The sequence below is a fragment of the Clostridium taeniosporum genome (genome assembly GCF_001735765.2).
Lineage (GTDB): Bacteria > Bacillota > Clostridia > Clostridiales > Clostridiaceae > Clostridium > Clostridium taeniosporum.
Genome location: NZ_CP017253.2, coordinates 1331194 through 1356236, shown reverse-complemented (window position 1 = coordinate 1356236; position 25043 = coordinate 1331194). Strand labels below are relative to the sequence as shown.

Annotated in this window: 19 protein-coding genes and 1 pseudogene; 4 read left to right on the top strand and 16 right to left on the bottom strand. The window is 24.5% G+C overall.

The features are described 5' to 3' along the window. Positions 1-21 precede the first annotated feature (21 nt). From BGI42_RS06355 to amrA, 5 genes are all read right to left on the bottom strand, one after another. Positions 22-363 (bottom strand): PTS sugar transporter subunit IIB, encoded by a 342-nt coding sequence (locus tag BGI42_RS06355; RefSeq protein ID WP_084023848.1) that lies wholly within the window; start codon positions 361-363, stop codon positions 22-24. Between the two features lie 262 nt (positions 364-625). Continuing rightward, positions 626-3367, bottom strand: a complete 2742-nt coding sequence (locus tag BGI42_RS06350; protein WP_105165902.1) for a sigma-54-dependent transcriptional regulator — start codon at positions 3365-3367, stop codon at positions 626-628. A 64-nt stretch (positions 3368-3431) separates the two neighbouring features. Beyond that, positions 3432-4787 carry a 6-phospho-beta-glucosidase gene (locus BGI42_RS06345; protein ID WP_069679521.1) on the bottom strand — a complete coding sequence of 452 codons (1356 nt, stop codon included), beginning with the start codon at positions 4785-4787 and terminating at the stop codon, positions 3432-3434. Between the two features lie 113 nt (positions 4788-4900). Then, entirely contained in the window at positions 4901-5887 is a 987-nt protein-coding gene (gene amrS / locus BGI42_RS06340) for an AmmeMemoRadiSam system radical SAM enzyme (RefSeq protein ID WP_069679520.1), read from the bottom strand. 5 nt (positions 5888-5892) lie between these two features. Beyond that, complete coding sequence (gene amrA / locus BGI42_RS06335; RefSeq protein WP_069679519.1) at positions 5893-7302, bottom strand: AmmeMemoRadiSam system protein A; 1410 nt, start codon at positions 7300-7302, stop codon at positions 5893-5895. A 153-nt stretch (positions 7303-7455) separates the two neighbouring features. Between amrA and BGI42_RS06330 the strand changes: the two genes are divergently transcribed. Continuing rightward, positions 7456-7638, top strand: coding sequence for a hypothetical protein (locus BGI42_RS06330; protein WP_069679518.1), 183 nt, complete (start codon positions 7456-7458; stop codon positions 7636-7638). 274 nt (positions 7639-7912) lie between these two features. On the opposite strand, the gene BGI42_RS06325 is transcribed toward BGI42_RS06330, so the two are convergent. The 4 genes from BGI42_RS06325 to BGI42_RS06310 all read right to left on the bottom strand — a co-directional run bounded on the left by BGI42_RS06325 (position 7913) and on the right by BGI42_RS06310 (position 13566). Beyond that, the gene (locus BGI42_RS06325; RefSeq protein WP_069679517.1) at positions 7913-10273 is read right to left on the bottom strand and encodes an EAL domain-containing protein; all 2361 of its coding nucleotides are present in this window, start codon (positions 10271-10273) and stop codon (positions 7913-7915) included. Positions 10274-10584: 311 nt separating this feature from the next. Continuing rightward, positions 10585-10875 (bottom strand): thiamine-binding protein, encoded by a 291-nt coding sequence (locus BGI42_RS06320; protein WP_069679516.1) that lies wholly within the window; start codon positions 10873-10875, stop codon positions 10585-10587. Between the two features lie 44 nt (positions 10876-10919). Then, positions 10920-12125, bottom strand: a complete 1206-nt coding sequence (locus BGI42_RS06315; protein ID WP_069679515.1) for a class I SAM-dependent rRNA methyltransferase — start codon at positions 12123-12125, stop codon at positions 10920-10922. A 247-nt stretch (positions 12126-12372) separates the two neighbouring features. Beyond that, a complete protein-coding gene (locus BGI42_RS06310; RefSeq protein ID WP_069679514.1) occupies positions 12373-13566 on the bottom strand; it encodes a DUF6348 family protein in 1194 nt (397 codons plus the stop codon). Between the two features lie 378 nt (positions 13567-13944). Between BGI42_RS06310 and BGI42_RS06305 the strand changes: the two genes are divergently transcribed. Together BGI42_RS06305 and BGI42_RS06300 are read left to right on the top strand one after the other, a co-directional pair. Beyond that, positions 13945-17682, top strand: a complete 3738-nt coding sequence (locus tag BGI42_RS06305) for a collagenase (protein WP_069679513.1) — start codon at positions 13945-13947, stop codon at positions 17680-17682. Between the two features lie 397 nt (positions 17683-18079). After that, positions 18080-18475 carry a carbohydrate-binding protein gene (locus BGI42_RS06300; protein WP_069679512.1) on the top strand — a complete coding sequence of 132 codons (396 nt, stop codon included), beginning with the start codon at positions 18080-18082 and terminating at the stop codon, positions 18473-18475. A gap of 89 nt (positions 18476-18564) precedes the next feature. On the opposite strand, the gene BGI42_RS06295 is transcribed toward BGI42_RS06300, so the two are convergent. Together BGI42_RS06295 and BGI42_RS16615 are read right to left on the bottom strand one after the other, a co-directional pair. Then, a complete protein-coding gene (locus BGI42_RS06295) occupies positions 18565-18705 on the bottom strand; it encodes an SHOCT domain-containing protein (RefSeq protein WP_084023847.1) in 141 nt (46 codons plus the stop codon). Further along, the gene (locus BGI42_RS16615; protein WP_420825940.1) at positions 18674-18760 is read right to left on the bottom strand and encodes a DUF4428 domain-containing protein; all 87 of its coding nucleotides are present in this window, start codon (positions 18758-18760) and stop codon (positions 18674-18676) included. The genes BGI42_RS06295 and BGI42_RS16615 overlap by 32 nt, the downstream gene beginning before the upstream one ends. A gap of 346 nt (positions 18761-19106) precedes the next feature. Between BGI42_RS16615 and BGI42_RS06285 the strand changes: the two genes are divergently transcribed. After that, on the top strand, positions 19107-20210 hold the full coding sequence (locus tag BGI42_RS06285) for a DEAD/DEAH box helicase (protein WP_069679511.1): 1104 nt from the start codon (positions 19107-19109) through the stop codon (positions 20208-20210). Between the two features lie 251 nt (positions 20211-20461). Here the strand turns inward: BGI42_RS06285 and BGI42_RS06280 are convergent, their stop codons facing one another. The 5 genes and pseudogenes from BGI42_RS06280 to BGI42_RS06260 form a co-directional block, all read right to left on the bottom strand. Continuing rightward, positions 20462-20866, bottom strand: coding sequence for a hypothetical protein (locus BGI42_RS06280; protein WP_069679510.1), 405 nt, complete (start codon positions 20864-20866; stop codon positions 20462-20464). Between the two features lie 173 nt (positions 20867-21039). Continuing rightward, positions 21040-22720: pseudogene (locus tag BGI42_RS06275) on the bottom strand (flavin monoamine oxidase family protein). 256 nt (positions 22721-22976) lie between these two features. Then, positions 22977-23558, bottom strand: coding sequence for a hypothetical protein (locus BGI42_RS06270; RefSeq protein WP_069679508.1), 582 nt, complete (start codon positions 23556-23558; stop codon positions 22977-22979). Between the two features lie 94 nt (positions 23559-23652). Continuing rightward, positions 23653-24366 (bottom strand): serine/threonine protein kinase, encoded by a 714-nt coding sequence (locus BGI42_RS06265; protein WP_069679507.1) that lies wholly within the window; start codon positions 24364-24366, stop codon positions 23653-23655. Between the two features lie 23 nt (positions 24367-24389). After that, entirely contained in the window at positions 24390-24695 is a 306-nt protein-coding gene (locus BGI42_RS06260) for a hypothetical protein (RefSeq protein WP_069679506.1), read from the bottom strand. Positions 24696-25043 lie beyond the last annotated feature (348 nt).

Below are 25043 nucleotides of genomic sequence, written 5' to 3'. Positions count from 1 at the left end.
AGCGTTTCTCCCCTTTTTTAATTATTTATTGTCTATAAGTTCCAAAGCCCTTTCTAAAACTTTTTTACCATTCATTGTTCCATAATCAATTGTATTTATAACTTCTACTGGAATATTTTTATCTGCTAAACTTTTTTGAAATTGTTTCAATAAAAATCTAACTTGTGGACCTAACAACAAAATATCAATACCATCTACATGATCTTTAACTTTTGCTTCACCTGTTGCTTCAATACTACATTCAATACCTTTTTCTTTAGCAGCTGCTTGCATTTTAGATACCAATAAACTTGTAGACATTCCTGCACAGCAAACTAATAATATCTTTTTCATTTTAAAGCCTCCTTCTCTGTTCTTTTTCATATTATAGTTTTAAACGTATTCATTTTGCTTATTATTTTTTATCTTACACCTTTATATATAGCAATAATCATGCCAACATTTATTTTCCTATTTTAATCTTACAAATGAGACTATATCTATTATTATTTAATTAATTACATGTTGTAAAAAAATAAAAATAGTGTGTAAAATTAATTACACACTATTTTTTTACTACACTCTATATTTTATTAAACTATTTTTTACACTCTAATTATTGCATTGTTAATTAACAAATTAATAATCACAATGTATTTTCTATAACCATTCTAACTATATACGCTAGTTCATCATCACCAATTTGAATATTATAGTTATTCTCTAAAATACACAAATTCTTTCTAACAAGTAAAAACTCTTTCAAATGTTTATATCTATATTCTTCTAAATCATTAAAACTTGTTTGATCTATTCCATTTTTCACCTTATCCATAAGAAAACTTATATGAATTAGTATTCCAATTTGTACATCATGTTGAATTTTAATATTTAAACACTCTTCTATTCCTTGTATTATGTTTCTAATATCTCCAATTAACTTTATACAATTAATGCTTGTTATCTCATTTTCTAGTGCTTTTCTAACTTTTGAAAAATCACATTCCATTTCAATTAAATCATCTAACTCTTTTACTCCTTCTTCCATAAATATATCCTGTGCTGCTATAAAAGGCACTCCCTCAATAGACATATTTACAGTTCCAACAATAGCTAGTATTATATACTTTTCTTTTAATTCACTTATCTTTTTTAAGAAATCACCTTTATCCAAGATATCAAGTGGTACTATATTAACTTTTTCTATATTTTTCAAATTGCAGCTTATTCTTGTTTTTATTCTTTCAGCAGCTCCTTCTCCTGTAAAACATGTTGTTATTATTATAAATTCTTTGTCACCATTATAATATTCCTTAGACATTTGTATTGATGTTCTTCCTATTTCTTTACATGAATTATAAATAGAATCTAAACTTCTTCCATTCAAAGCTTTTCTTCCAGCTTCTATAACTATTAGTGTTGTTACCATATCTAACGTTTTAACTCTAATGCCTAATTCATTGCTAATTATATTTCCAAAATTAATCAAAGACCCCATATCAACTAATATTAATATGCCTTTCTTTACATTCATTTCTTTAATTTTTTCTTTAGCTTGCTCAAACATAACCTCTGCCTTCATTGTTAATGGCATATCTAATGCTTGTATATATTTTTCTCCTATAAGTGTATTGGCTACTTCAGCAATACTTGTTGCACTGCTTTTTCCATGCATCATAACAAGAACGCTAACTTTTTCTTCAACTTCCTCACAAACATCATCATTACATGCAGATAAAAACATGGTTATATATCCTATTTCATCTAATGGAACATCTATATTAAATTCTTTTTCTATTATCTTTACTATATCCATTGCTACTATAAATTCATCTCTATAATGTACTCTTATAACATTAAGTTTTGGATTATATATTCTTTTACCTGATATAATTCTTTCAATACTACCTTGCAAATGAAGTGAAAGTCCAAAATAAACTTTTTGATTAAAATCTATATTTAACTTTTTAGAAGCTATTGATAACATTTTTTCAACAACTCTTATTATCCTTAAGCCTACTATCTTAGAAATCTCTTCTTTTTTTAAATTGATACTTATATTACTTATATATTTCTTAAAATATTTTTCAAAATCAATATTTAAAATACTATTAATACTATCTTCATCCATTCCTTGATCTTTTAATAATTCAATTTTATCTTCTATTATTGAATAAAAACTTTTGTTTTTTATATTTCCCGAATCACCAAACTCTAACTCAAAATTTCTTTCTATATTGTCTTTACTAGAAAATCTTAAAATATCATTCATATTCTTCATTATATTATCTATTTCTTTTCTATGATCTTGAATTTTCATTATTCCTTTTTGAACTCTAAGCTGTAGATCTTCTTGATCTATTAGAATATAGTTACTATTATTTATTTTATAGTTTAAAAATGCTTTAGCACAAGATAATTGAATATCACTTTTTAATTGTCCTATATTATTTGGACAATCGTATAACAAAAATGATATTATAGCATTTTTGCTCACATATATGCTTTTTCCAAGTCTTAATGATTCTGCTACTATAAATTCACTTAAAAGTCTATACCTCTCTTCCATCATTCTTTCTCTAAGAGAAGGTAATAATATTGTCATTGGAATTCTTCTAGTAAATGTTTTTAAAAGAAATGATTGTGGTGATTCTGTAGTTGCTGCTATAATTTGTACTTCTACTTTTATTTTCTTCTCTGTATCTCCTAATGCTCTAAAATATCCCTTATCAATAAATGTAAAAAGCATCTCCTGTCCTTGTGGAGATAATCTATGTATCTCATCTAAAAAAAATATTCCACCATCTGCTTTTTTTAACAATCCTTCTTTATCACTATCAGCACCAGTAAATGCTCCTTTTTTTACTCCAAATATTTGTCCAACAACTAATTGAGGATTATCTGCATAATCTGCACAATTAAATCTAACAAAAGGTGCATTATCTGATATAATATTAGATTCTTTAGCAAACTCATACATAACTTCTGCAAAAAGTGATTTTCCAACTCCTGTTTCACCTAGTATTAAAGTGTTAAGTCCTCTAGGTGGATATAATATTGCTGCTTTAGCTTGCTGAACTGGTAATTTCAATGAATGATTTGAACCAATAAGCATCTCTAAACTATCTTTTTTATTTATGCTTTTATTTTCTTCATTATCACATAAAATTATTTTATCATTAGCTTTTATACTGCTATATCTAACAGGCCTACCATTTTTTCTATTTAATTTTTTATCTTTATACAATTCATTTAAATATCTACTTATATTAGTACGATCTAAATGCATATATGAACTTAATTCTATGGCTGTAACTCCATTTTGACTTTTATTTTCAAGTTCTAGTAGTTTTTCCATTACTTCTTCTTTTCTACTTATTCCCTCCACCAAACTCTCCCCTTAATCAAATTCTTAAAAATAAAAGTGGCTAAGCCACTTTTATCATGTTTATTTACTTTTCTAGTTTCTCTATTATATAATGAAATTGTGGTAAATACTTTTTATGTGCTAAAAATAGTTCATTTAATACTTCTTTTGCTATTTTACCACTTGGTACTAATGGATTTATTGTAAAAGCTTGTAGTGCTTTATTATAATCTCCACTAATTGCTGCTAAAATAGTTTCCTTCTCCATTGATTTCATTAATTGGAGCATACCTTTTAATGATGTATTTAACTTACCAAAACTTATTGGTTCTGGCCCATGAGATGTTATTATGCTTGAAACTTCTACAACAGAATCATATGGCAAATCTAAAAGTGCACCATTATTTAATGTACTAACTACCATAACTTTTCTCTTATCATTAAATATTGAGCTTATAACTTCACAAGCTGAGTCACTATAATAAGCTCCACCTCTTTTAGTTAATTGCTCTGGTTTATAGTCTAAATTAACATCTCTATATAATTCAAATAATTCTTCTTCTGTCTTTTTTACAACCTCTGCTCTTGTTTGTCCTTTTAAAAAACCTTCTAATTCTTCTTTTAACATATCATCAGTAGCATAATAATAATTGTGATAAGGACAAGGCAACACCCCTAAGTCTTTTATTTGTTCATATAGAAATTTCGATTCTTTAATATTAGCTACTACTGCTTCATTATTTGAATCTGCATTAATTGGATTATATAACAATTCTATTAATTCCTTGGTTCTTTCATTTCCTTTCCTATCCCACACTCTATGATAATGAAAATGATTTATACCTCCAAACTTAAAAAATAAATCTTCTTCTTTAATTTCTAAGGCTTTACTATCTTGTTTTATACAATTTATAGGTACATTACATAGTCCAATTGTTTTATTAAAGTCTCCATATTTAATAACAGCCTCAGTTATCATTCCTGCTGGATTAGTAAAGTTTATAAGCCATGCATTTGGACATAATTCTTTCATGTCCTTAATTATATCTAAAATAACAGGGATTGTTCTAAAAGCTTTAAACATTCCACCTGCACCATTTGTTTCTTGTCCTATTAATCCATGACTTAAAGGTATTCTCTCATCTTTAATTCTTGCATCTAAAAGACCTACACGAAATTGAGTTGTTACAAAATCTGCATCTTTTAATGCCTTTTTTCTATCTAAAGTTAAATTGACTTTCCAGTTTAATTTAGCAGCTTTAACCATTCTTTTAGCCATAGCACCTACAATTTCTAGCTTTTCTTTTCCATCTTCAATATCTACAAGCCAAATTTCTCTAATTGGGAGTTCATTACTACGTTTTATAAATCCTTCAATTAATTCAGGAGTGTAACTTGAACCGCCACCAATAGTAACTATTTTTATTTGTTTATTATTCATATCTTTAACCTCCATTAAAATGATTTGTTAAGCAATATGAATACGTCTATATTATTATTTACTCAATTAAGTCTTAATATATGATTAGTAAGATTTAATCATTTAATGAAATTCTATATAATTATATTTAATTCTTCTCCACATTTACTACATTTATTATTTTTAATATAAACTTCAGTAATATATCCGTCTCTTTTTATAAGAAGTTTGCCACATTTTTTACAATAAGTATTGTTATCTACTCCCTGTACATTTCCTATATATACATTATTTAAGTATTTTTTAGCTTCTTCTCTTGCTTTAATTATTTTCTCTATTTCAGTTGCCTCATTTTGCATTTTATATCTTGGAAAATACCTACTTAAATGAAGAGGTATATCTTTATTTACATCTGATATAAATTGTGCTATTTGTGAAGTCTCTTCTAAAGAATCATTTTCATCATTAACCAATAATGTAGTTATCTCAACATGACAATATTCATTGCATTTTTTTATAGTTTTAAGAACTGGTTCTAATTTAGCACCACATATTTTATTATAATATCTATTTGTATAGCCCTTTAAATCTATATTCATGGCATCAACAAATGGTAATATTTTAATTAATGGTTCTTCATTTATATATCCGTTAGTCACTATAACTACATCTATGTTTTTGTTATATTCCTTTATTTTTTTAGCAGTATCATACATATATTCATACCACATAAAGGGTTCATTGTAAGTAAATGCAATTCCAACATTATTTTCTAGAGTTTGTATAGTTTTAATCAATTCTTCTATACTTATATACTGTGTCTTGGGTTTATTTTGAGATATTTCATAGTTTTGACAAAAACTACATGTCATGTTACATCCAAAGCTTCCAATTGATAATATGTTTTTAGAAGGTTTAAAATGGTATAGGGGCTTTTTCTCTATTGGGTCTATTGCTATTGATGTGACTTCACCATAATTTACAGCAAATAATTCATTATCACTATTAGTCCTTACTTTACATATTCCAAATTTATTGTCCCCTATTATACAGTTATGAGGACACAATTTACATTTAATTTTATCTTGTAATTCTTCATAAAATAATACTTTATGCTTCAAGATTACTATTCACCTTCTTTATATCTTATAACTTCAAATTTCTCTATTTCATATTTTTCACCTTCATTTATTCCTGCTTTATTGCAAGCTATACTTAATTGACTTTCTATAGTATCTACCCCTTCAAGATCTGGAAGTAATAATCCTCTTTTATATCCTGAAGTAACTATTACTCCATATTTTTTAGGATCCAATTCTTCTTTACTACATAAAGTTGCTTCCATTAGAACATCTACAGATATATCTAAATCCTTTAATTCATCTTCTACTACACTCATAAATCTAGGATCATTTATTGCTGCTTCTATTGAATTTCTAATAATTTCTTGTGCTACATTATCTGTTGTTGGTAATATTGTCCCTATACATCCTCTTAAATTACCGAACTTTTTTAATGATACAAAAACACCATGTTTTTCATTTAATAATTCTTGTGGTACATTAGATAAATCTGTCATTTTTCTATTGTTTTTGAAGTAATAAATTAAACTTTCACGAGCTAATTTTACATATGAATTTGAAGAATTTAATTTTCTTTTTAATTTTTCTTCTTTAGATTTGATTATAAAATTAAAAATACTTTCTTTATCATTATTAATATTAAATTTCATCACACCATATCCCACTCCAAATGTTCCTTCATATGATAATAAATCTCCTTTTACTTCTTTTCCATCCATACTTCCTAAAAGTATAATAGTTGAATTAAAACCACATTCACCTGCTTCTTCTATAAGATCTTTATTCATATTAAATACATCCAAAAAATCACCATTTTTAAGATTATTTAAAAGTTCATTATCAAATTTTTCTCCAAAAGGTGAATAAATATATGGTCCATGGTTTTTAAGTTTATGTGATAAATCGCCACTAGCTATTATTACCACTTTTCTATTTAAAGCTTCTGCTGCTTTCTTTAAATTCATTCCAAATTTATATAAATTTAAATCACCAATCATAGAATAAGTTACATGAACCAAATTGTAATCATTATAATACTTATTTATAAAATATAACGGTACTATTGTTCCATGATCCAATTCATATTTTCTATTAAATCTTACTAAAAACTCTGAATTTATAGGTGCAACTGGAACTTCAAATTCAGTACACAATTTTATAAGCTCATTATTAAATTCAGTATCAATTTTAATATCCATTTTTATATTAGAACATCTAAATTTACTTAAATCTCCTTTTATTCTATGTTCATTAGATATAGCTATTGCATCTGAAAACATTGTTGAATGTGGAGTTATAATAACTATTGTCTCAGGTTTTAAATTACTTATGTCTTTACCTATTTCATCACATGACTTTGAAGTTAATTCAATTTTCTTTTCTTCTCCTTTTCCTATGTCAGGAATTATTATAGGTGGATGTGGCATCAAATAATAGCCTTGTATATTATTCATAAAATTACACCTCTTTAATATTTTAATATAAGATTATTTTTACATATTTTTAATTTAGTATTCTTTAATTTAGTTTATTATTTTTTATTTTAATCATTAAAGTTACTTTATTTGAATATATATCTAATAAATTGTAATTAGAGGGGATTTATTATGAGTAAACATTACTTTGATTTTGATAATCTAACTGATAAATTAGTTCATACCTTATATGCTGCAAAAGTTGAAAATGCATTATGCTTAGTTATTGTAGAACTAATAAACCATTATGGTGAAAATACTGTTAGAGATTGTATCAGTATATGTAAAATTCGCTATCCCTATATATTTAATTAATTCTCTTCCTTATATCAGAATTAAATCCTCTCATATAATATGCAAAAATAAAACTGTATCTTAATTATTTTTAATCTAATTAAGATACAGTCCTTATTTATAAGTTTATTTAAATTATCTAATTATATTTATGTAATAAATATTTTTCTTATTTTTTATTCTTATTAAACTTTAAAGTTTCTATAATCTTTTCTAAAATAAAAAAGTTATATTCTAATAATCTTTTATAATTATTAAAATACAACTTTCCATCTTTCATTAAGTATTTCTGAATTTATTTATAATTCTCTAATAACTCTAATGCCTTTTCCTCTTCTACTGGCTTAGAAAATAAATATCCTTGAACATAATCTACATTCATTTTATTTAATTTTTCTAATTGTTCTTCAGTTTCCACACCTTCAGCTACTATAGGAAGATTTAATGAATGTGCAGATGCTATAATTAGTCTTAAAAGTTTCACATACTCGTTTTTTATATTCATTCCACTAATAAAACTTTTATCTATTTTTATTAATGATAAAGGCATATTTACAATATAATTAAGAGATGAATAGCCTGTTCCAAAATCATCTAAACTAATTGTAATTCCCATGTCCTTTAATATTTTAATTTTCATTATATTTTCTTCTATATTCTTAACTAATATAGTTTCTGTTATTTCTATCCCTATACATTTTATATTTACACCAGTTTCATCAATTATTGATTTTACTTTCTTTATAAAGTCTCTTTCCATTATTTGAATTGCAGATATATTTATTGAAACTATTATTTTTTCTTTTCTATTTAAATTTATTTTTTTAGCAAATTTACAAGCCTGGCCCATTATATAATAACCCATATCTATTATCAAATTAGTACTCTCCATAACTTCAATTATTTTTATAACAGGTACATTAGCATATTTTTTACTTTGCCATCTAAATAATGCTTCAAATCCTTTTAATTTCTTATCTATTGTATATTGTGGTTGATAAAATACTCTTACTTCATTTTTTACTATTGCATACTTTAAATCTTTTTCTATATTTAATGTTAAATTCTTTTCTGCTTCTAACTCATCAGTATATATCATAAATCTATTCTTACCAAGTTCTTTAGATTTATACATTGCTAAATCTACTTTTATAAGTAATCTATTTATATCTGCTCCTTCATTCCCCATTGCAATACCTATACTAACAGAAAAATCATGTTCTTTAAAAATATGTATTTTTTCTAATATTTTTTTAGCTTTTTTACATATGATCTCTTCATCTTTTACATCTTTAAAGACAACTAAAAATTCATCTCCACCAAATCTACATATAAATGCATCTTTACAGATTTTTTTAAGTTCATTTGCAACATAAATAATTACTTTATCTCCAAAATTATGACCATAATAATCATTTATATTCTTAAAATCATCAATATCAATAAGCATCATTCCTATTTTTCTATAATCATGTTTACCTTTCATATAATCATATAATGCTCTTCTATTAAATATTTTAGTTAATTCATCTGTAAATGCTTGTTTCTTTATCTTTTTTTGAGCTTCTTTAAATTCTGTAATATCTATTAATGCACATGTAATACCTATAACTTCATTTCCTATATCCAATACTGGTGTTTTATATATTTCTATATATCTGATTTCACCATTAACTTTAATAGTTGATTCAAATTTTTTAGTCTTTTTAGATTTCATAATCTCATTGTTTTCCATATAAATACTTGTCACTGTATCTTCTTCAAAAAATTCATTAGGAAAATTTCCTATCAATTTGTCCATATCTAAATTAAAATAATCTAAAAATTTTTTATTACCATTAACATATCTTGCTTCTGTATCAGTTAGCCAAACTGGAAAAGGTAAATTGTCCATAAGAATTTGTAATTTTGCATCTTTATTCTTTAAATCAGTAATATCTCTTGCAATTCCTATAGTTCCTATTACCTCATTAAATTCATCTAATACTGGTGCTTTGTACATATCAAATTGTTTAATTCCTTTTTTACCAGTAATTATTTCATCAAAAACCACTTGTGTCCTTTTATTCATTACTTCTAAATCAAATTCTCTACATCGATCTCCTACCATACCACTCCATACATAGTGATCACCCTTACCCTTTATTTCCTCCATAGTTTTTCCACTATGTTCCATAAACTCATTATTTACTTTAATATAATTACTATCTTTATCCTTAAACCAAGCCATAAAGGGGGTATTATTTAACAATGCATTAAATTGTATATCTTTCATTTTAGAATTTTTTTCTGCTCTCATTAATTTAATTTGATTAGTAAGCCTTAATTCTAATTCTCCTGTAGTAAATGGTTTTAATATATAGTCATCAGCACCCTTTTCTACATATTTTTTTAGATTCTCAATATTTTCTTTATCTGTACATATTATAATTCCTAATTTAACCTTCAGAAACTCACTTTTTAATTTTTTTATACTTCTAATAACTTCTTCATCACCTATAATAGTGTCTATTATTATTATATTTTTATTTAATTTAATAACTTCATTTACATTTTTACAAAATGAAATTTTAAAACCATTTTCTTTTGCCTTATCAAATATTTTTAAAAAAGTTTCTGCATTATTAGATATTACAACTAGTTGCCTTTTATCCATCCGTGAACAGCCTCCTAATATATCCTATAATCAGTAGTATAACATAATATAGTAGAATATTCTTCAATATCCTATTTTCTTCTTAATTTGTAATAAAAATGTATGTTAAGGCATATAAAAATAAATAACAAGTCAAAGATGCCACAAATATTTTGTGAAATACAATGACTTGGGTTATGATAATAGTTATGCTATTATTAGGTTCCAAGGAAAAAGTAGTTCACAAAATAAACTATCATACTGACTAGTTATTTATTTTAATGTGCCTAAATTAAAGCGTAAATTTTTATTATAAATTAACTCGTATAATCTTATTTTCTATATTTTTTTATTTTTTCATCAATAGTTACACCATCTTTTTTGTAATCAATTTTAACCATTGAAATTACTCTATCTGCTCCTTGTTCCACACAAATCTCTTGAGATTTTTTTATAATTTCAAGTAGAAAATCCAATTCACCTTCCATTGTTGTTTCCATTGGTCCTACTTCATGCTTTACCCCAGTAGACTCAATGTATTCTATAACTTTATCTACCACTGGATAAATCTTATCTCCTGGAACATTTGGTACTACTTGTAAACTTACATTACATATTGACATTTTAAACTCTCCCTATTATTTATTATTAATTTTAATATTAAAAATTAATTCATAATCTTCTCTTCATATACCTTAACAAATACAACTTTTAAATAGTTTCCTTCAGGATATTTATCTGAAACGGCAAAATCATCTGGCAATGTATGTTCTTCAAGAATAAAATACTTTTTATTACTTTCTTTAAATGCTTTATCAATAAACTTTTTAAATTTATCCATATTAAATGTAGCACAATTAGTAGAACAAACTATTAAGCCTTCATCTTCCGTTACATCAATTGCATTTTTAACTAAATCTGTATAATTATTAGCTGCACTAAATGTATTATCTTTAGAATTTGCATAACTTGGAGGATCTAATATAACTACATCAAATTTCTTATTTTCTTTTTTAGCTTCTTTAAAATAATGGAATATATCTTCAACTATAATTTCATGATTATTTGCATCAATTTTATTTAATTGAAAATTTTCTGTTGTCTTTTTTAAACTTCTACTAGCTAAATCTACACTAGTAGTTATTGCTCCACCTTTTGCTGCTGCCATGGAAAAAGCTCCTGTATATGAGAAAGTATTTAATACTGTTTTTCCCTTAGAATAATTATTTTTTATAGATTTTCTAACATCTTTTTGATCTAAAAATACTCCAACCATAGCCCCATCATTTAAATAGATAGCAAAATTTACATTATTCTCTTTAACCACTAAAGGTTCTGGTGCTTTCCTACCACAATAAAAACTATCTTCATCTACAACCATTCCATTTTCTTTAAATCTCTTTTTTTCATATATTCCTTCAAATGATACTAAAGATTTTATAGATTTAATAATATATTCTTTAAATGCATAAATACCTTTATTATACCATGTTATAAGGTAATATTCATCAAAATAGTCTATAGTTAAACCTCCAATTCCATCTCCACTACCATTAAACACTCTAAAAGCATTAGTATCTTTAGAATGATATAACTTCATTCTTTTTGAAAAAGCATTTCTTAACTTGTCATAGAAGAATTTATTATCAAAATTACATTTTTTACTGTTACTTAAAATCCAACCACAGCCTTTATTTTGCTTACCATAATAACCCTTACCTAAAAATTGTTGCTTTTTATCTATTAAGGTAACAATTTCCCCCTCATTTTTAAGTACATTAGAATTTTCTAATGCCTCTTCTAGTATTAATGCATATTTGTTACTATATTTTTTTACATATTCATTTTTAACTGTAACTTTTAATTCTTTCATTTGTTATACCTACCTTAAATTAATACTTATATTATATATTATATAAATTTTATAGCAAAGATTTTTATATCTAGATAGTACTAAAAATTAAATTAATATATTGTATCTATATTAATTTAATACTACACTGCAACTTAGTATAATATTGTATTAATTTTAAGTAAAATTTTTCTCAAAGTTTTTTACTATAAATATTTTTGATTATATATTTTTTTATCACTCTAATATAACGTTGACTTTATGTATTTTAAAAAATTTTATAATCATCTCTAACATTAAATGCTAAAGGTTCCGTACATATTCTTTCCATTTTACTTCCACTATTTAAAGCTCTATTTATAGAATTAAACAAGGAACTTTTAAAAACAATATTCATTATTTCATTATTTTTAAAATATCCACCTTTGATAGTTTTTTCAGCAATATCATGTATAAAATTATATGACATAATTTGTTCTTTAAATAATTGAACTTTTTCATTTCCCTTTAATATTATTATCTCATCAGAATATTTTACTTCTGGAAACATAAATTCACAAAAAATTTCTGGTATAAAATAAAATAAATCTGTTGTTAAAGTATTATCAACGCAAAAATTAAAAATTTCTGTATATAAATTACTATACTTTTCATCTGAATCACATTGTTTATATAAATCTAATGCATTAATAATAATATTACTAACATGCATTTTATTAAAACTATATGGTACATATGTATTATTGGTTTGAATTAAAATAAAAATTTGTTTTTCAGAATATAATGTTGACTCTATATCCCAATTATTGATATTTTTATTTATAATTTTACTTAAGCTAACATTTACTTTTCCATTTATTCTACACTCACAATTAATTAACTCTCCAATTTTAGATACATATACTTTTACATAATAAACCCTCTTATTTCCTAACCTTTTTTTAATTTCTTCTCCTAAAGTATCCCAGTAATCTATTGTTTTTCTACACTCTCCATCCCCTTGAACTACCAAACAACTTTTATAAAGGGTAAATTCATTTATTTCATCATAATATTTTATCTTAAATTTATCCCCCTTTTCATTTTTTAATGCATGAGTTATTCCACTTAATGATGATAATAAGAAATTATCTACTGCACTTTCAATTGCATCATTAAGATTACTTCCAATTCCACCTGAACATTCAAATAAATCTTCATCAAATACTTTGTTCTTAAGTATAAATATTACTTGAATAAAGTCTTTATTAATTTGAGACACATGAGTTTCTATTATCAAATCTATATCTTTAATATATAAATTTTCATCTTTTATTTCACTATCTCTTACTTTATTTTTTAATGCTCTTATAACTTTTTGATCATTACTTAAATTCATATTATTTTTAATATTATTATTTATGATTTTTTTATCGTTTATTTCTTTATTTTTTCTATTAAATATTCTTTTGATTAGTTTCATATTATTTTTTCCTTTTAGTTAAATTTTCTATTAAATTATTCTTATAATTTATCTATAAAAAATATATATTAATCCCAATTTTATCTTCGGATTATTTTTCCATTACTTTATATTTATGTCTATTTTTATGTTTAATTTTTATAATGCAAGTTTAATTTTCATACATAAAAATAATAATATCTTTTAAAAATTTTTACCTCAATATAGTTACACTCTCCTATTTTTGATAAAAATTTGTATTATTTATGAATATTATGGTATAATACCCTGGATTTTATAATTTTTTATATAATTATACTCATTAAAGTAATAAAATAACTAAGTATACTGTAAATTACTTTAATTAAGTGTAAAAATACTATAATTGAGGGGTGCAAAATGAAAAAAAGACTTTTTACAGTACTTTGTGCTATGGCTTTAAGCTTTAGTTTAAGTACAGAATGTTTTGCTAGTATTTCCTCATCCACTAAAAATGTACCTAAAACTTGTTTAAGTAAAAGTTCTTTAGTTGATGAGATTAATAGTGAGCAAAATAATGACAACTTAAGTGAGGATGTAATAAACGCTTCTTATGAAGAAAGTAATGAAAAATATCCTTTCAAAAAACTTAACAAATTAAGTAATGAAGAAATAATAGAATTATCTACAAAAATATCTTGGAAAGATATACCTGACATTTTTAAGTACAATGAAGATACTTATGAATTCTATTCAAACAAAAATCGTGTACAAGCCATAATAGACGGTTTATACCAAAAATCATGTACTTTTACAGCTACTGATGATAATGGAATTGATACATTAGTTGAAATTCTAAGATCTGGATTTTACTTAGGATTTTACAATGATTCTTTAAAGTATTTAAAAGATAGAAAATTCCTTGATAAGTGTATTCCTGCTTTAATTGCAATGGAAAACAATCCAAACTTTAAATTAGGTAAAGAGGGACAAGATAAAGTAGTTCTAGCATTTGGTAAACTTATTGGAAATGCTTCTTGTAATCCAGAAGTAGTAAATAAATCAGTTGCTATTTTAAATCAATATTATGATGAAGTTAATCAATATCCAAAAGATAAATTAAAAGGTGATGCTGTATTAAAAATAATGAGTCAAATAACATATGATATTGATCAGTATTGTTATGACAATAATATTAGAGATGGAAAAAATACTCCATGGACTGGAAAGATAGATAACTTTATAAATACCATTTCAAAATTTGCATCTATTACACAAATAACTGATGATAATGGATGGCTTATAAATAATGGAATATATTACACAGCAAAATTAGCAAAATATCATAGTAATCCTAAAATACTACATAAAGTATTAGATAATTGTTTAAAAACTCTACCTAACACTTCTGAACAATATATTACTACTTTAGATTTATTAAAAAGTGATTTTAATTCTAAGGATTCAAATGGTAATAACATTGATGTAGATAAAATTATTGAAGATAAGAAAAACGCGTTTTTACCTAAAACTTATACATTTGACGATGGAAAAATGGTAATTAAAGCAGGAGATAAGGTGTCTGAATCTAAAATCCAAAGACTTTATTGGGCTGCAAAAGAAGTGAAAGCTCAATTTCATAGAATAATAGGTAGTGATGAGCCTCTAGAAACAGGTGCAGCCGATGATGTATTAACTATGGTTATTTATAATAATCCTAAAGAATACAAATTAAATAGGCTTTTATATGGTTATTCTGTTGATAATGGAGGTATTTATATTGAAAATGTTGGAACTTTCTTCACATATGAAAGAACTCCAAAAGACAGTATATATAGTTTAGAAGAACTTTTTAGACATGAATTTACTCACTATCTTCAAGGTCGCTATTTAGTTCCTGGTTTATTTAATCAAGGAGATTTTTATAGAGGAAATAACACAAGACTTACTTGGTTTGAAGAAGGTTCTGCAGAGTTCTTTGCAGGCTCTACCAGAACTACAGTATTACCTAGAAAATCAATGGTATCAGGTATAGGACAAAATGAAGAAGAAAGACTTAATGCAAACAGTCTATTCCATTCTTCATACTCAGATGGATGGGAATTCTATACTTATGGTTATACTTTTACTGATTATATGTATAATAATGATCATAAATTATTTAAAGACTTAGTTGATTCAATGAAATCTAATGATGTTAATAGATATGATTCTATAATTAAAAGATGTAGCAAAGATAAAAACTTAAATAGGCAATATCAAAAACATATGAATAAACTAGTTGATAACTATAGCAACTATACCATTCCTCTAGTGTCTGATAACTATATGAAAAAATATGATAGTAAAAATTTACAAACAGTAAAAAAAGATATTGAAAATGCTATGGGATTAAATAATTCAAAAATAGTAAAAGAACGTTCAGATTATTTTAATACTTATACATTAAGAGGAACTTATAAATTAGATTCAAATAATGGTGAATTTAATAATTGGAATAAAATGAATAAAAAAGTAAATGAAGCTTTAGAAAAATTAAACAAACTACCTTGGAAAGGGTATAAAACAGTTACAGGTTATTTTGTAAACCCTAGAGTAAGTTCAGATAATAAAGTTGAATACGATGTGGTATTCCACGGATTACTGCATCATAATGACAACTTTATTGAAGAACCTACAATTACATTAACTGCACCTACTAAAGGTAATGCAGGAGAAAAAATTAAATTTACTAGTGAATGCTCAACAGATGATAGTAACTTCTCTTATGTTTGGGATTTTGGTGATGGAAATACTAGTAATGAAAAAAATCCTACTCATATATACAAAACTTCTGGAAATTATTCAATAGAGCTTAAAGTTACAGATTCAAAAGGCTTTGAGATAGAAAAAAGTTCAGAAATAAATATATTTAAAATTCTTAATGGAAATCCAGTGCGTGAAACAGAATATAATAATGGTTTTGAAAATGCTAATGAAATTAATTTAAATGATTTAGTTTCAGGTGATTTACAGGGTGATGATTCTCAAGATACTTTTTCTTTTGAAGTTACAAAACCAGATGACATAACTATTACTTTAGAAAATAGTTCTGCAGATAAAGATAATTTTAATTGGTTATTATTCGATGCTGAAAATACAAATGATTACTTAGCTTTTCCTAAAAATAAAATGAATCAACTTACAAAAACTATTACTATTGATAAACCTGGTAAATATTATTTAGTTGTATATCAAAGCTCTAAAGAAAAAAATAATTATAAATTTTTAGTTGAAGGTAGTTTTGTTGAAACTCCTGAAGTCAATGAAGATAAAAATACTAATGAAACTGATGAAAACACTAATGAAACTACTAATACTAACCATGATAACAATAAACATGAAGATTCTAATGAAACTACTAATGCTAACCATGATAACAGTAAATATAAAAATATTAATGAAGAAGAATATAATGATGATTTTCAATGCGCTAATAATATCTTTAAAAATCAAATAGTAAGTGGAAATCTAGATTCTTCTGAAAGAGGTGACACTTTTTCTATTAATGCATTAAGTGCTGGAACTATAAATGTAATCTTAGAAAATTCTAATATGGATTCATCTACTATTAATTGGCTTGCTTATAATAGTGAAGATACTGATAATTATATAGGATATGCATCAAAAAATGATGGTAATAAATTTTCTGGAAGTTTTAAAGTTAATAAACCTGGAAAATACTATATAGTTGTATATGAAGCAAATGGTAATAATTCAAAATATAAATTAAAAATAGATGGTGATATTGAAAGTTCTTCGAAATCTGATGATAAAGATATTGTTAAAGAAGAAAAAAATGATGATTCTTTTGACTCTGCAACCAAAATTAATACTACTGCTACTATTACAGATACATTAAACAATGAAGATAATAAAGATATTTATTATTTCAATGTAGACAAAACTACTAATTTAAATATTAAATTAAAGAGTTTAAATAAGTTGGGTGTAGCATGGCAACTTTTCAGTGAAAAAGATTTAAATAATTATATTGCTTATGGTTCAAAATCTGATGATTCTATTGTAGGAACTGCTACTGTTGAACCAGGAAAATATTATTTACTAATATATAAATATACTCAAGATAATGGTGCATACACATTTACAATAAAATAGATAAACAAGCCAGTAGTTTAGTCTTTTATAGACTTTTTACTACTGGCTATTTTTCTTATGTTAAATATTTATTCTTTTGCAATAATGCTTAAATACTAATTCCTTTAAATATTAAATCCTCAGAATTAATATTTACCATATAATATAAAATAAGTTTATATCTATTTAAAATACATAATATTAAAATAAATTACAAATATATTCTATAATAATTTGAAGTATACCCCAAAAAAGTATAATATTTTTAAGATTTAAATGATTACACAAGGAGTATTACATTATAATTCAATTTATAACATTTAATGTAACATGATATAATATAATTTGTAATCAGTAAAGCGCGCTCAATTAAAAGATTACAATATGAATATGATATAAAAAAATTGGAGGAAATAAAATGAAAAAGATATTAACTTTTATGATGGTAACATTATTATTATGTACATTTATGATGCCAAAAACAGCTATGGCAGCAGAAAATAATGAAAAAATAGCATATACAATATGTATGCCATTTAATTATAGTAAATTCAATACAACTGATGTAAAAAATGTAACATTACATTATGGTATTAATGGATGGAATAATGTTAAAGATATTAAAATGAATAGAAGAGTATCTGATTATTACATGGGAAGAACATTTGAAACTTTCTTTACAACAATTTATGTAGAAAAAGGTTCAACAGTAGATTATTGCTTTAAACAAGACTGGAATAATAACGAAGTAAAATGGGATAACAATAATAACAATGATTATCATGTAGTTGTAAATGAAAGTAACATTAAATAATCTAGTTTATCTGTTTTATAAATTGTCAAACTAAGTAAAACACTTAGTTTGACAATTCATTATAACTTAACGTTTCTTTATCCATTTATTTAAATTCCTAAAAGTTTCTTTTTCTTTGCATTGAATTCTTCTAATGTTATTATTCCCTCATCTAATAATTCTTTCAATTTTTTAATTTCAGTTGCAGTATCTGATGAATCATATAAAACAATTTTTACATATCCATCCATCTTCTATCTTAAATCTACTTAACCCTGCTTTTTGCCCACAAATATTACAAGTCACTGATGGTGAAAAAATCCCATTTTGTTATCCTCCTTTAATCTATCAATCTTTTTACTATATAATACCATATAAGTTTTAATTTTTAAATAAATCAAAATATATGTAAATAATAATTCTTCTTGTTCTACTATTGACTGCATTATATTTAAGTGCTATTATTACTAGAACGGTTATTATTAAATTACAATCTTAAAGCTTGGTTATCTTTTACCAAAGATGCCAAGCTTTTCTTCGTTCAATGTATTTTAATAAGTTAAATAATCTATATATTTTATTTATTAGTGTACAATATTATTAATGAAATATAAATTCATATAAAAATATAAGACTTGGAAGGATAATAATTATGGACTTTAAAAATTTAGGAATAAATGAAAATATAATTAATGTATTAAATAAAAATGGAATTAAAACTCCTACACCCATTCAAGAAGAAAGTATACCTAAAATACTAGATGGTAAAGATATTATTGGAGAAGCTAAAACTGGAACAGGAAAAACATTTGCTTTTCTTCTTCCTATTTTTCAAAATATTTTACCTAATTCTAAAGATATACAAGTATTAATTTTATCACCTACTAGAGAATTGGCTATTCAAATAACAGATGAATGTAAAAAATTTAATGTAAATAATGATATTAATATACTTTCCGTTTATGGTGGTAAGGATATTGGAAATCAGTTAAAAAAATTAAAAAATAATATTCATATAATTATTGCTACTCCTGGTAGACTTCTTGATCATATTAATAGAAAAACTATCAATTTATCAAAATTAAAAACTATAGTTATTGATGAAGCTGATCAAATGTTATTAATGGGATTTAAAAATGATATTGAAAAAATCATGAAATTTACTTCAAAAAAACATCAAATGCTTTGCTTTTCTGCTACAATAGATTCACAAGTAAAAAAACTTGCTTATAGATACATGGTAGATCCATTATTTATAGATGTAAAATCGCCAACAATATCTATTGATAAAATAAAACAAGAAGTTATTGAAACCACAGATAGGTGGAAACAAAATGCACTATGTGCAGCTTTAAAAGAAGATAATCCATTTATGGCAATTATATTCTGTAGAACAAAACGTAGAGCAGATACATTAGAAATTGCACTTCATCAAAAAGGTTTTAATTGCCAAAAAATACATAGTGATGTTCCTCAAGCTAAACGTGAAAGAATAATGAAGTCTTTTAGAAAGGCTGATATACAATACTTAATAGCAACAGATGTTGCTGCAAGAGGTATAGATATTTCTAGTGTTTCACATATTTATAATTATGATGTTCCAGAAACTCCAGAAAGTTATATTCATCGTATAGGTAGAACTGGACGCGCCGGTGAAGATGGATATACTTGTATGTTTATAGCACCAAAGGATTCTTATCACTTAAATGAAATAGAAGAAAAATTAGGTTTCAAAATACCTCGCCGTGAAATTTAATATATTATAAAAATAAAATAGTTAAACTAAATTTATTTAGTTTAAAGTGAAGACGGTAAAATTAAGTACTTTTTAAATTTCAACTTTATTAAACCATATGTTTTAATAATTCAATACTTAATTTACTCCTTACCTCTTCACTTTCTCCCCATAAATAGCAACTAAAATTTCACCTTAAAAACTGTATTATATCATTTTCTTATACTTTAAAAATCTATAAATCTATAAGAAAACTTAATCTTATAAATTATCTAATTTACCTGTGTGATTTGAATTGCCTTTACTCCAACTTGTGGTGGTATTGATTTTGTCATAACTTTATTAAGTTTCATAAAAACAATGTCCCCTTTTTTAATATTAAATTCTTTTAAATTAACTTTTTCCTGTTTCTTATCTTTTTCATCTATTTTACATGTATCTGCAATAACAAAAGTTTCTTCACTTATTATTGCAATAATCTCTTCTTGATAAACTTTACAACCTCTTATATAACCATTTGTTTTTATCCTCACAGTATTATCTTTTTCACTTTTTTGTACCGCTTGTACCTTCCCCATAAAAATAGTCTCCTCAACCTTTTTTTCATTAGCAAAAACTGTAGTACTAAATATTAATAAAAATATAAATATCATAGGTATAATTTTCTTTAGTCTCATAATCTATCCCTTCCTTTACTAAGAATTATTTTTTATATACAATTCTTAGTATTTCAATAAAAAGATAATTATATTCTAAATATAATACTACTAAACTTAATCTGTATATGTTTTTATATTATTCCAAGTTTTCTATTGTAAAGAATAACATTTCTTTATCCATTTATTTAATTTTATCTTTTTGATTCTTTACAATGTTTAGCTATTAAATTAACGGCATTCATAGCACTATTTAAGGATCCTTGTATCCAACCATGCTTAGTTGAAACATGTTCTCCAGCAAAATATATTTTATTATTATATTCTGGTTTTGATAGTACATATGAAAAAAGTGTATTTTGATTAGGCATAAAATAACAAAATCCCCCTAAAATTCCCGGTTCATTATTCCAATTTACTGTCTTAAAATCAGTAACTATTTTATCCAAGTAATTTCTAGAAAATCCATGAACTTCTTCTACTTGTCTTTTTATTGATTCGAAGCGTAAATTATTATTTAAATTCCCCAATCGTATAGAATCTTGTCCAAGGTTATATGACGCTAGGAGAACTCCATATTTATTATGTTTTTTTATACTATAATTATGTGACGGATACCATATAGTTTGAATTGGTAAATCTGTGAAAGAGCCACCTCCTAATATCTTGTTATTATCATTACCTTTTTCCCAAAAGCGTTCATTACACATAAAAATTGTTTTTTTGCGATGATACATAATTTACTTCCTTTATTGCTTGCATCTTTTCAGTACTAAACATTGGAAATATATTTAAATTTCTAAGACTAGATAAAGGAATAGTACAAATAACATAATCATATTTTTTATTTAAAATTTTTTTAGAATCTTTACCTTTATATTCAAGTATAACTTTATTATTTTCTTTATCTTCTAATATACTAAATACTGTTTTTCCATATTCTAATTTAACCTTTCCTAATTGATTTTTAGATATATCAATGTATTCCTTAGGATTTTCAGATTTTAATGAATTATAAAAAGAGAGTGGTAAATTAACTGTGCCCCCAACAATTTCATATCTATAAAAAGAATCTAAACTATAATCTTCTCTTAAATTTTCTAAATAGCTATTACTATAAAAAGTTCCAAGGAATGGAATAATACACGATATCAATTCTATGGCACCTTCGCTTAATTTCATTCTTTGTAATTCATCTCTTATACTTAAATTATCTAAAAATTCAATTTCTGCTGAATATTGTTTTTTTATATTTAATAGTTCTTTCCTTATAGATGGACTTATTTCTAAAATATTATCTACTAAAGCATACTCCACAAGTTTTTGCCATGGTATATTTTTCTCTTGTTTCGTTAAATTGAATTCTGGATATATTTTTTCCATGACATTTTTGCCATTAGAGTCATTCTTTACACGTTTATTTCTTATATATATATAAGCATTTTTATTAGCTTCAATAAATGGTCTTGTACATAAATTGAAAAGATTTATATAATGCCAGGTAGTTTCATGACTTATTGGTACACGCATAGCTCCAAGTTCACCATAAATTTTCTTATTTTTATCAAAATAATGAGTATAAATTCTACCTCCTATACGATTCTTTTCAATTTCAAATATTGTAATATCAAATCCTAATTTTCTAAGCTCAAAAGCAGAAGCTAAGCCAGCAATTCCACCTCCTATTACTCCTACTTTAATTCCTTTGCACTCTTTATAAGATGCTATTTGAGTAATATCAATTGGTGGTTTAAGAGATGATATTATATTTTCAAAATCATCCATTCGGTTAAATTTAGCTAAAGTAGCTTTTAACATTCTATGTCTTTCCTCATTTGATGGATTAAGTTGTTGTTTATATTCAATACCTTGCATTATATATTTTCAACTCCCTATATAAAAATACTAGCAAATGGTAACGATAAGTCCTTGCTAGTATTTAATATATTCTATAAATTATCCATAGTGATAATCTTTATGGTTATCTTGTAGAAACATCTAAATCTATCATCAGAAATCATGGGATATTTTTTATTTAGTTTTTATTTTTACATAATACTAAATATTATATAGCTGGTATAATATTTATTGTACAAAACATAAAAATTTTATTTAAAGTAAAATACATAAATCAAATGAGAATTAAATTACTCAAATTAAATATATCTTGTATAAATTTTTCAAAATTTTCTCTTTGACTATGTGTATTTCCTTTATATATTTCTTTTGAAGTCAATAAATTATTCAGCTCTATAGCATCTAATGAATTCATCATTTGAAATTCATCTTTCTCATATAAATCCCTTAATATTTTTCCAATTTCTAAAAGACTTTCATGATATATTCCATTAGAAAATCCTTTAATTATAACATCGTCATTATATGAATTAGGAAAAAATAAAGATTTAGCAAGCCATCCTTTACGAGCCCTTCCCTTTCTTGTAGAATTTTTTAACACAAAATTTATATATTCAGTAAATTCAGTAAATTCCCCCGTATAGGTTTTTATTCCAACAATGGGATACCATAGCCCTTTGATTTTCCCACTATTAGTTCCTGATGACCTAAAAAAAGATAAAGTAACCCTCTCTATTCCATAATTATATTTTATATTTACATCTATTATACCAATCATTCTAAATGGATTAGTAGTATAAAAGTTGGCTTTAAAACTTTCAGGATATACTTTTAATATTCCATTTGAATTTATCAAAATATACTCCTCCTTTGTTTAATACATCTTGTTATTTAAAAATAAACCATGCAATATTAAAGTAGTCCTTAAAATCGCATGGTTTACATATTACTTAAACTATATTTTTAATTTTTTTGAGTTGATTTTTTATATCTTCAATATTTTGATAACTACCATCAATACCCATAAGCTTTTTTAAAAAGATTTCTTCTTCTAATTTTAAATCTAATTCTTCATACCAAGGTCTTTCTGGTAAATCAGTTTCTTTATAAGATGAATAATGCAAATGGATTAAAAAATCTCCTAGAAACCAATAGTCTATCATTTTTACATATCTATCATTATCTATAATTCTAGCTAAACCAAAGTCAATTAAAACTAATTCTTTATTTTCTCTTATTATTACATTAGGAAGTCTAATATCTCTGTGAACTACATTATTATTCTGCAATATTTCTATAATCTCTAAAAGTTGACTCCCTATTTCATAAATTTCAGGTTTGCTAAATTCGTATCTATCCGCAACTAATAAATCTTCAAATACTTTACCTTCTATATACTCTAGTATATAGCCTTCTCTATCATCATCTTTAAATTTTGATATAAATTTAGGAAATTTATAATCATTTAAATTTCTTAATATATGCTCCTCATAAAACAATTTTTCTCTTGTTTTCTCAATAGTATCCTTTTTTAATTGTTTTATTACATATTTCTCTTTTTTATCATTTATAGCTAAATATGCAATACCATATCTACCTTCACCTATTCTCTTTATAATAGAATATTCGTTTACTATTTCATTTCTTTTGTAATATCTATCCATTTAACTAATCTCTATTAGAAAAATTATCTACTATATGATCTACTATATGATCCATTTGAATAACTATATGATCTGCTATCTGATTCGTTTGAATAACTTCTTGATCTACTATTTGATTCATCTGAATAACTATATGATCCACCATTTGATTCATTTGAATAACTATATGATCCACCATTTGATTCATTTGAATAACTTCTTGATCCACCATTTGATTCATTTGAATAACTTCTTGATCCACTATTTGATTCATTTGAATCACTTTCTGCTCTATTTCTTACTGTATAATATCTATGGCCTCTATATGATTGGTTTGTATAAAAATTCATACAAAACACCCCTCTATTATTTCTATTTTTATAATTTTAACTATTATTGATTTTTAAGTTATTTAATTTTTAGCTTTGTTTTTTCATAGCGTACTTTACACTATCATTATTTCAATAATTATAATCTAAACTAAGTGATTTATACTTAATTTATAATATATAATATGAGACAAAACTTTATATTGTTACATATTTTTTTATAAATTATAATTTTTTTATTCTAGTATTATAATTCAAAAGTACTTTAACCATCAATGTTTTGGCATCTAATAAATATCATTTTAAATCATACAAAAGTCATTAAAACTTTTTATATTCACATATATATATTTCATAGATTAATAATAT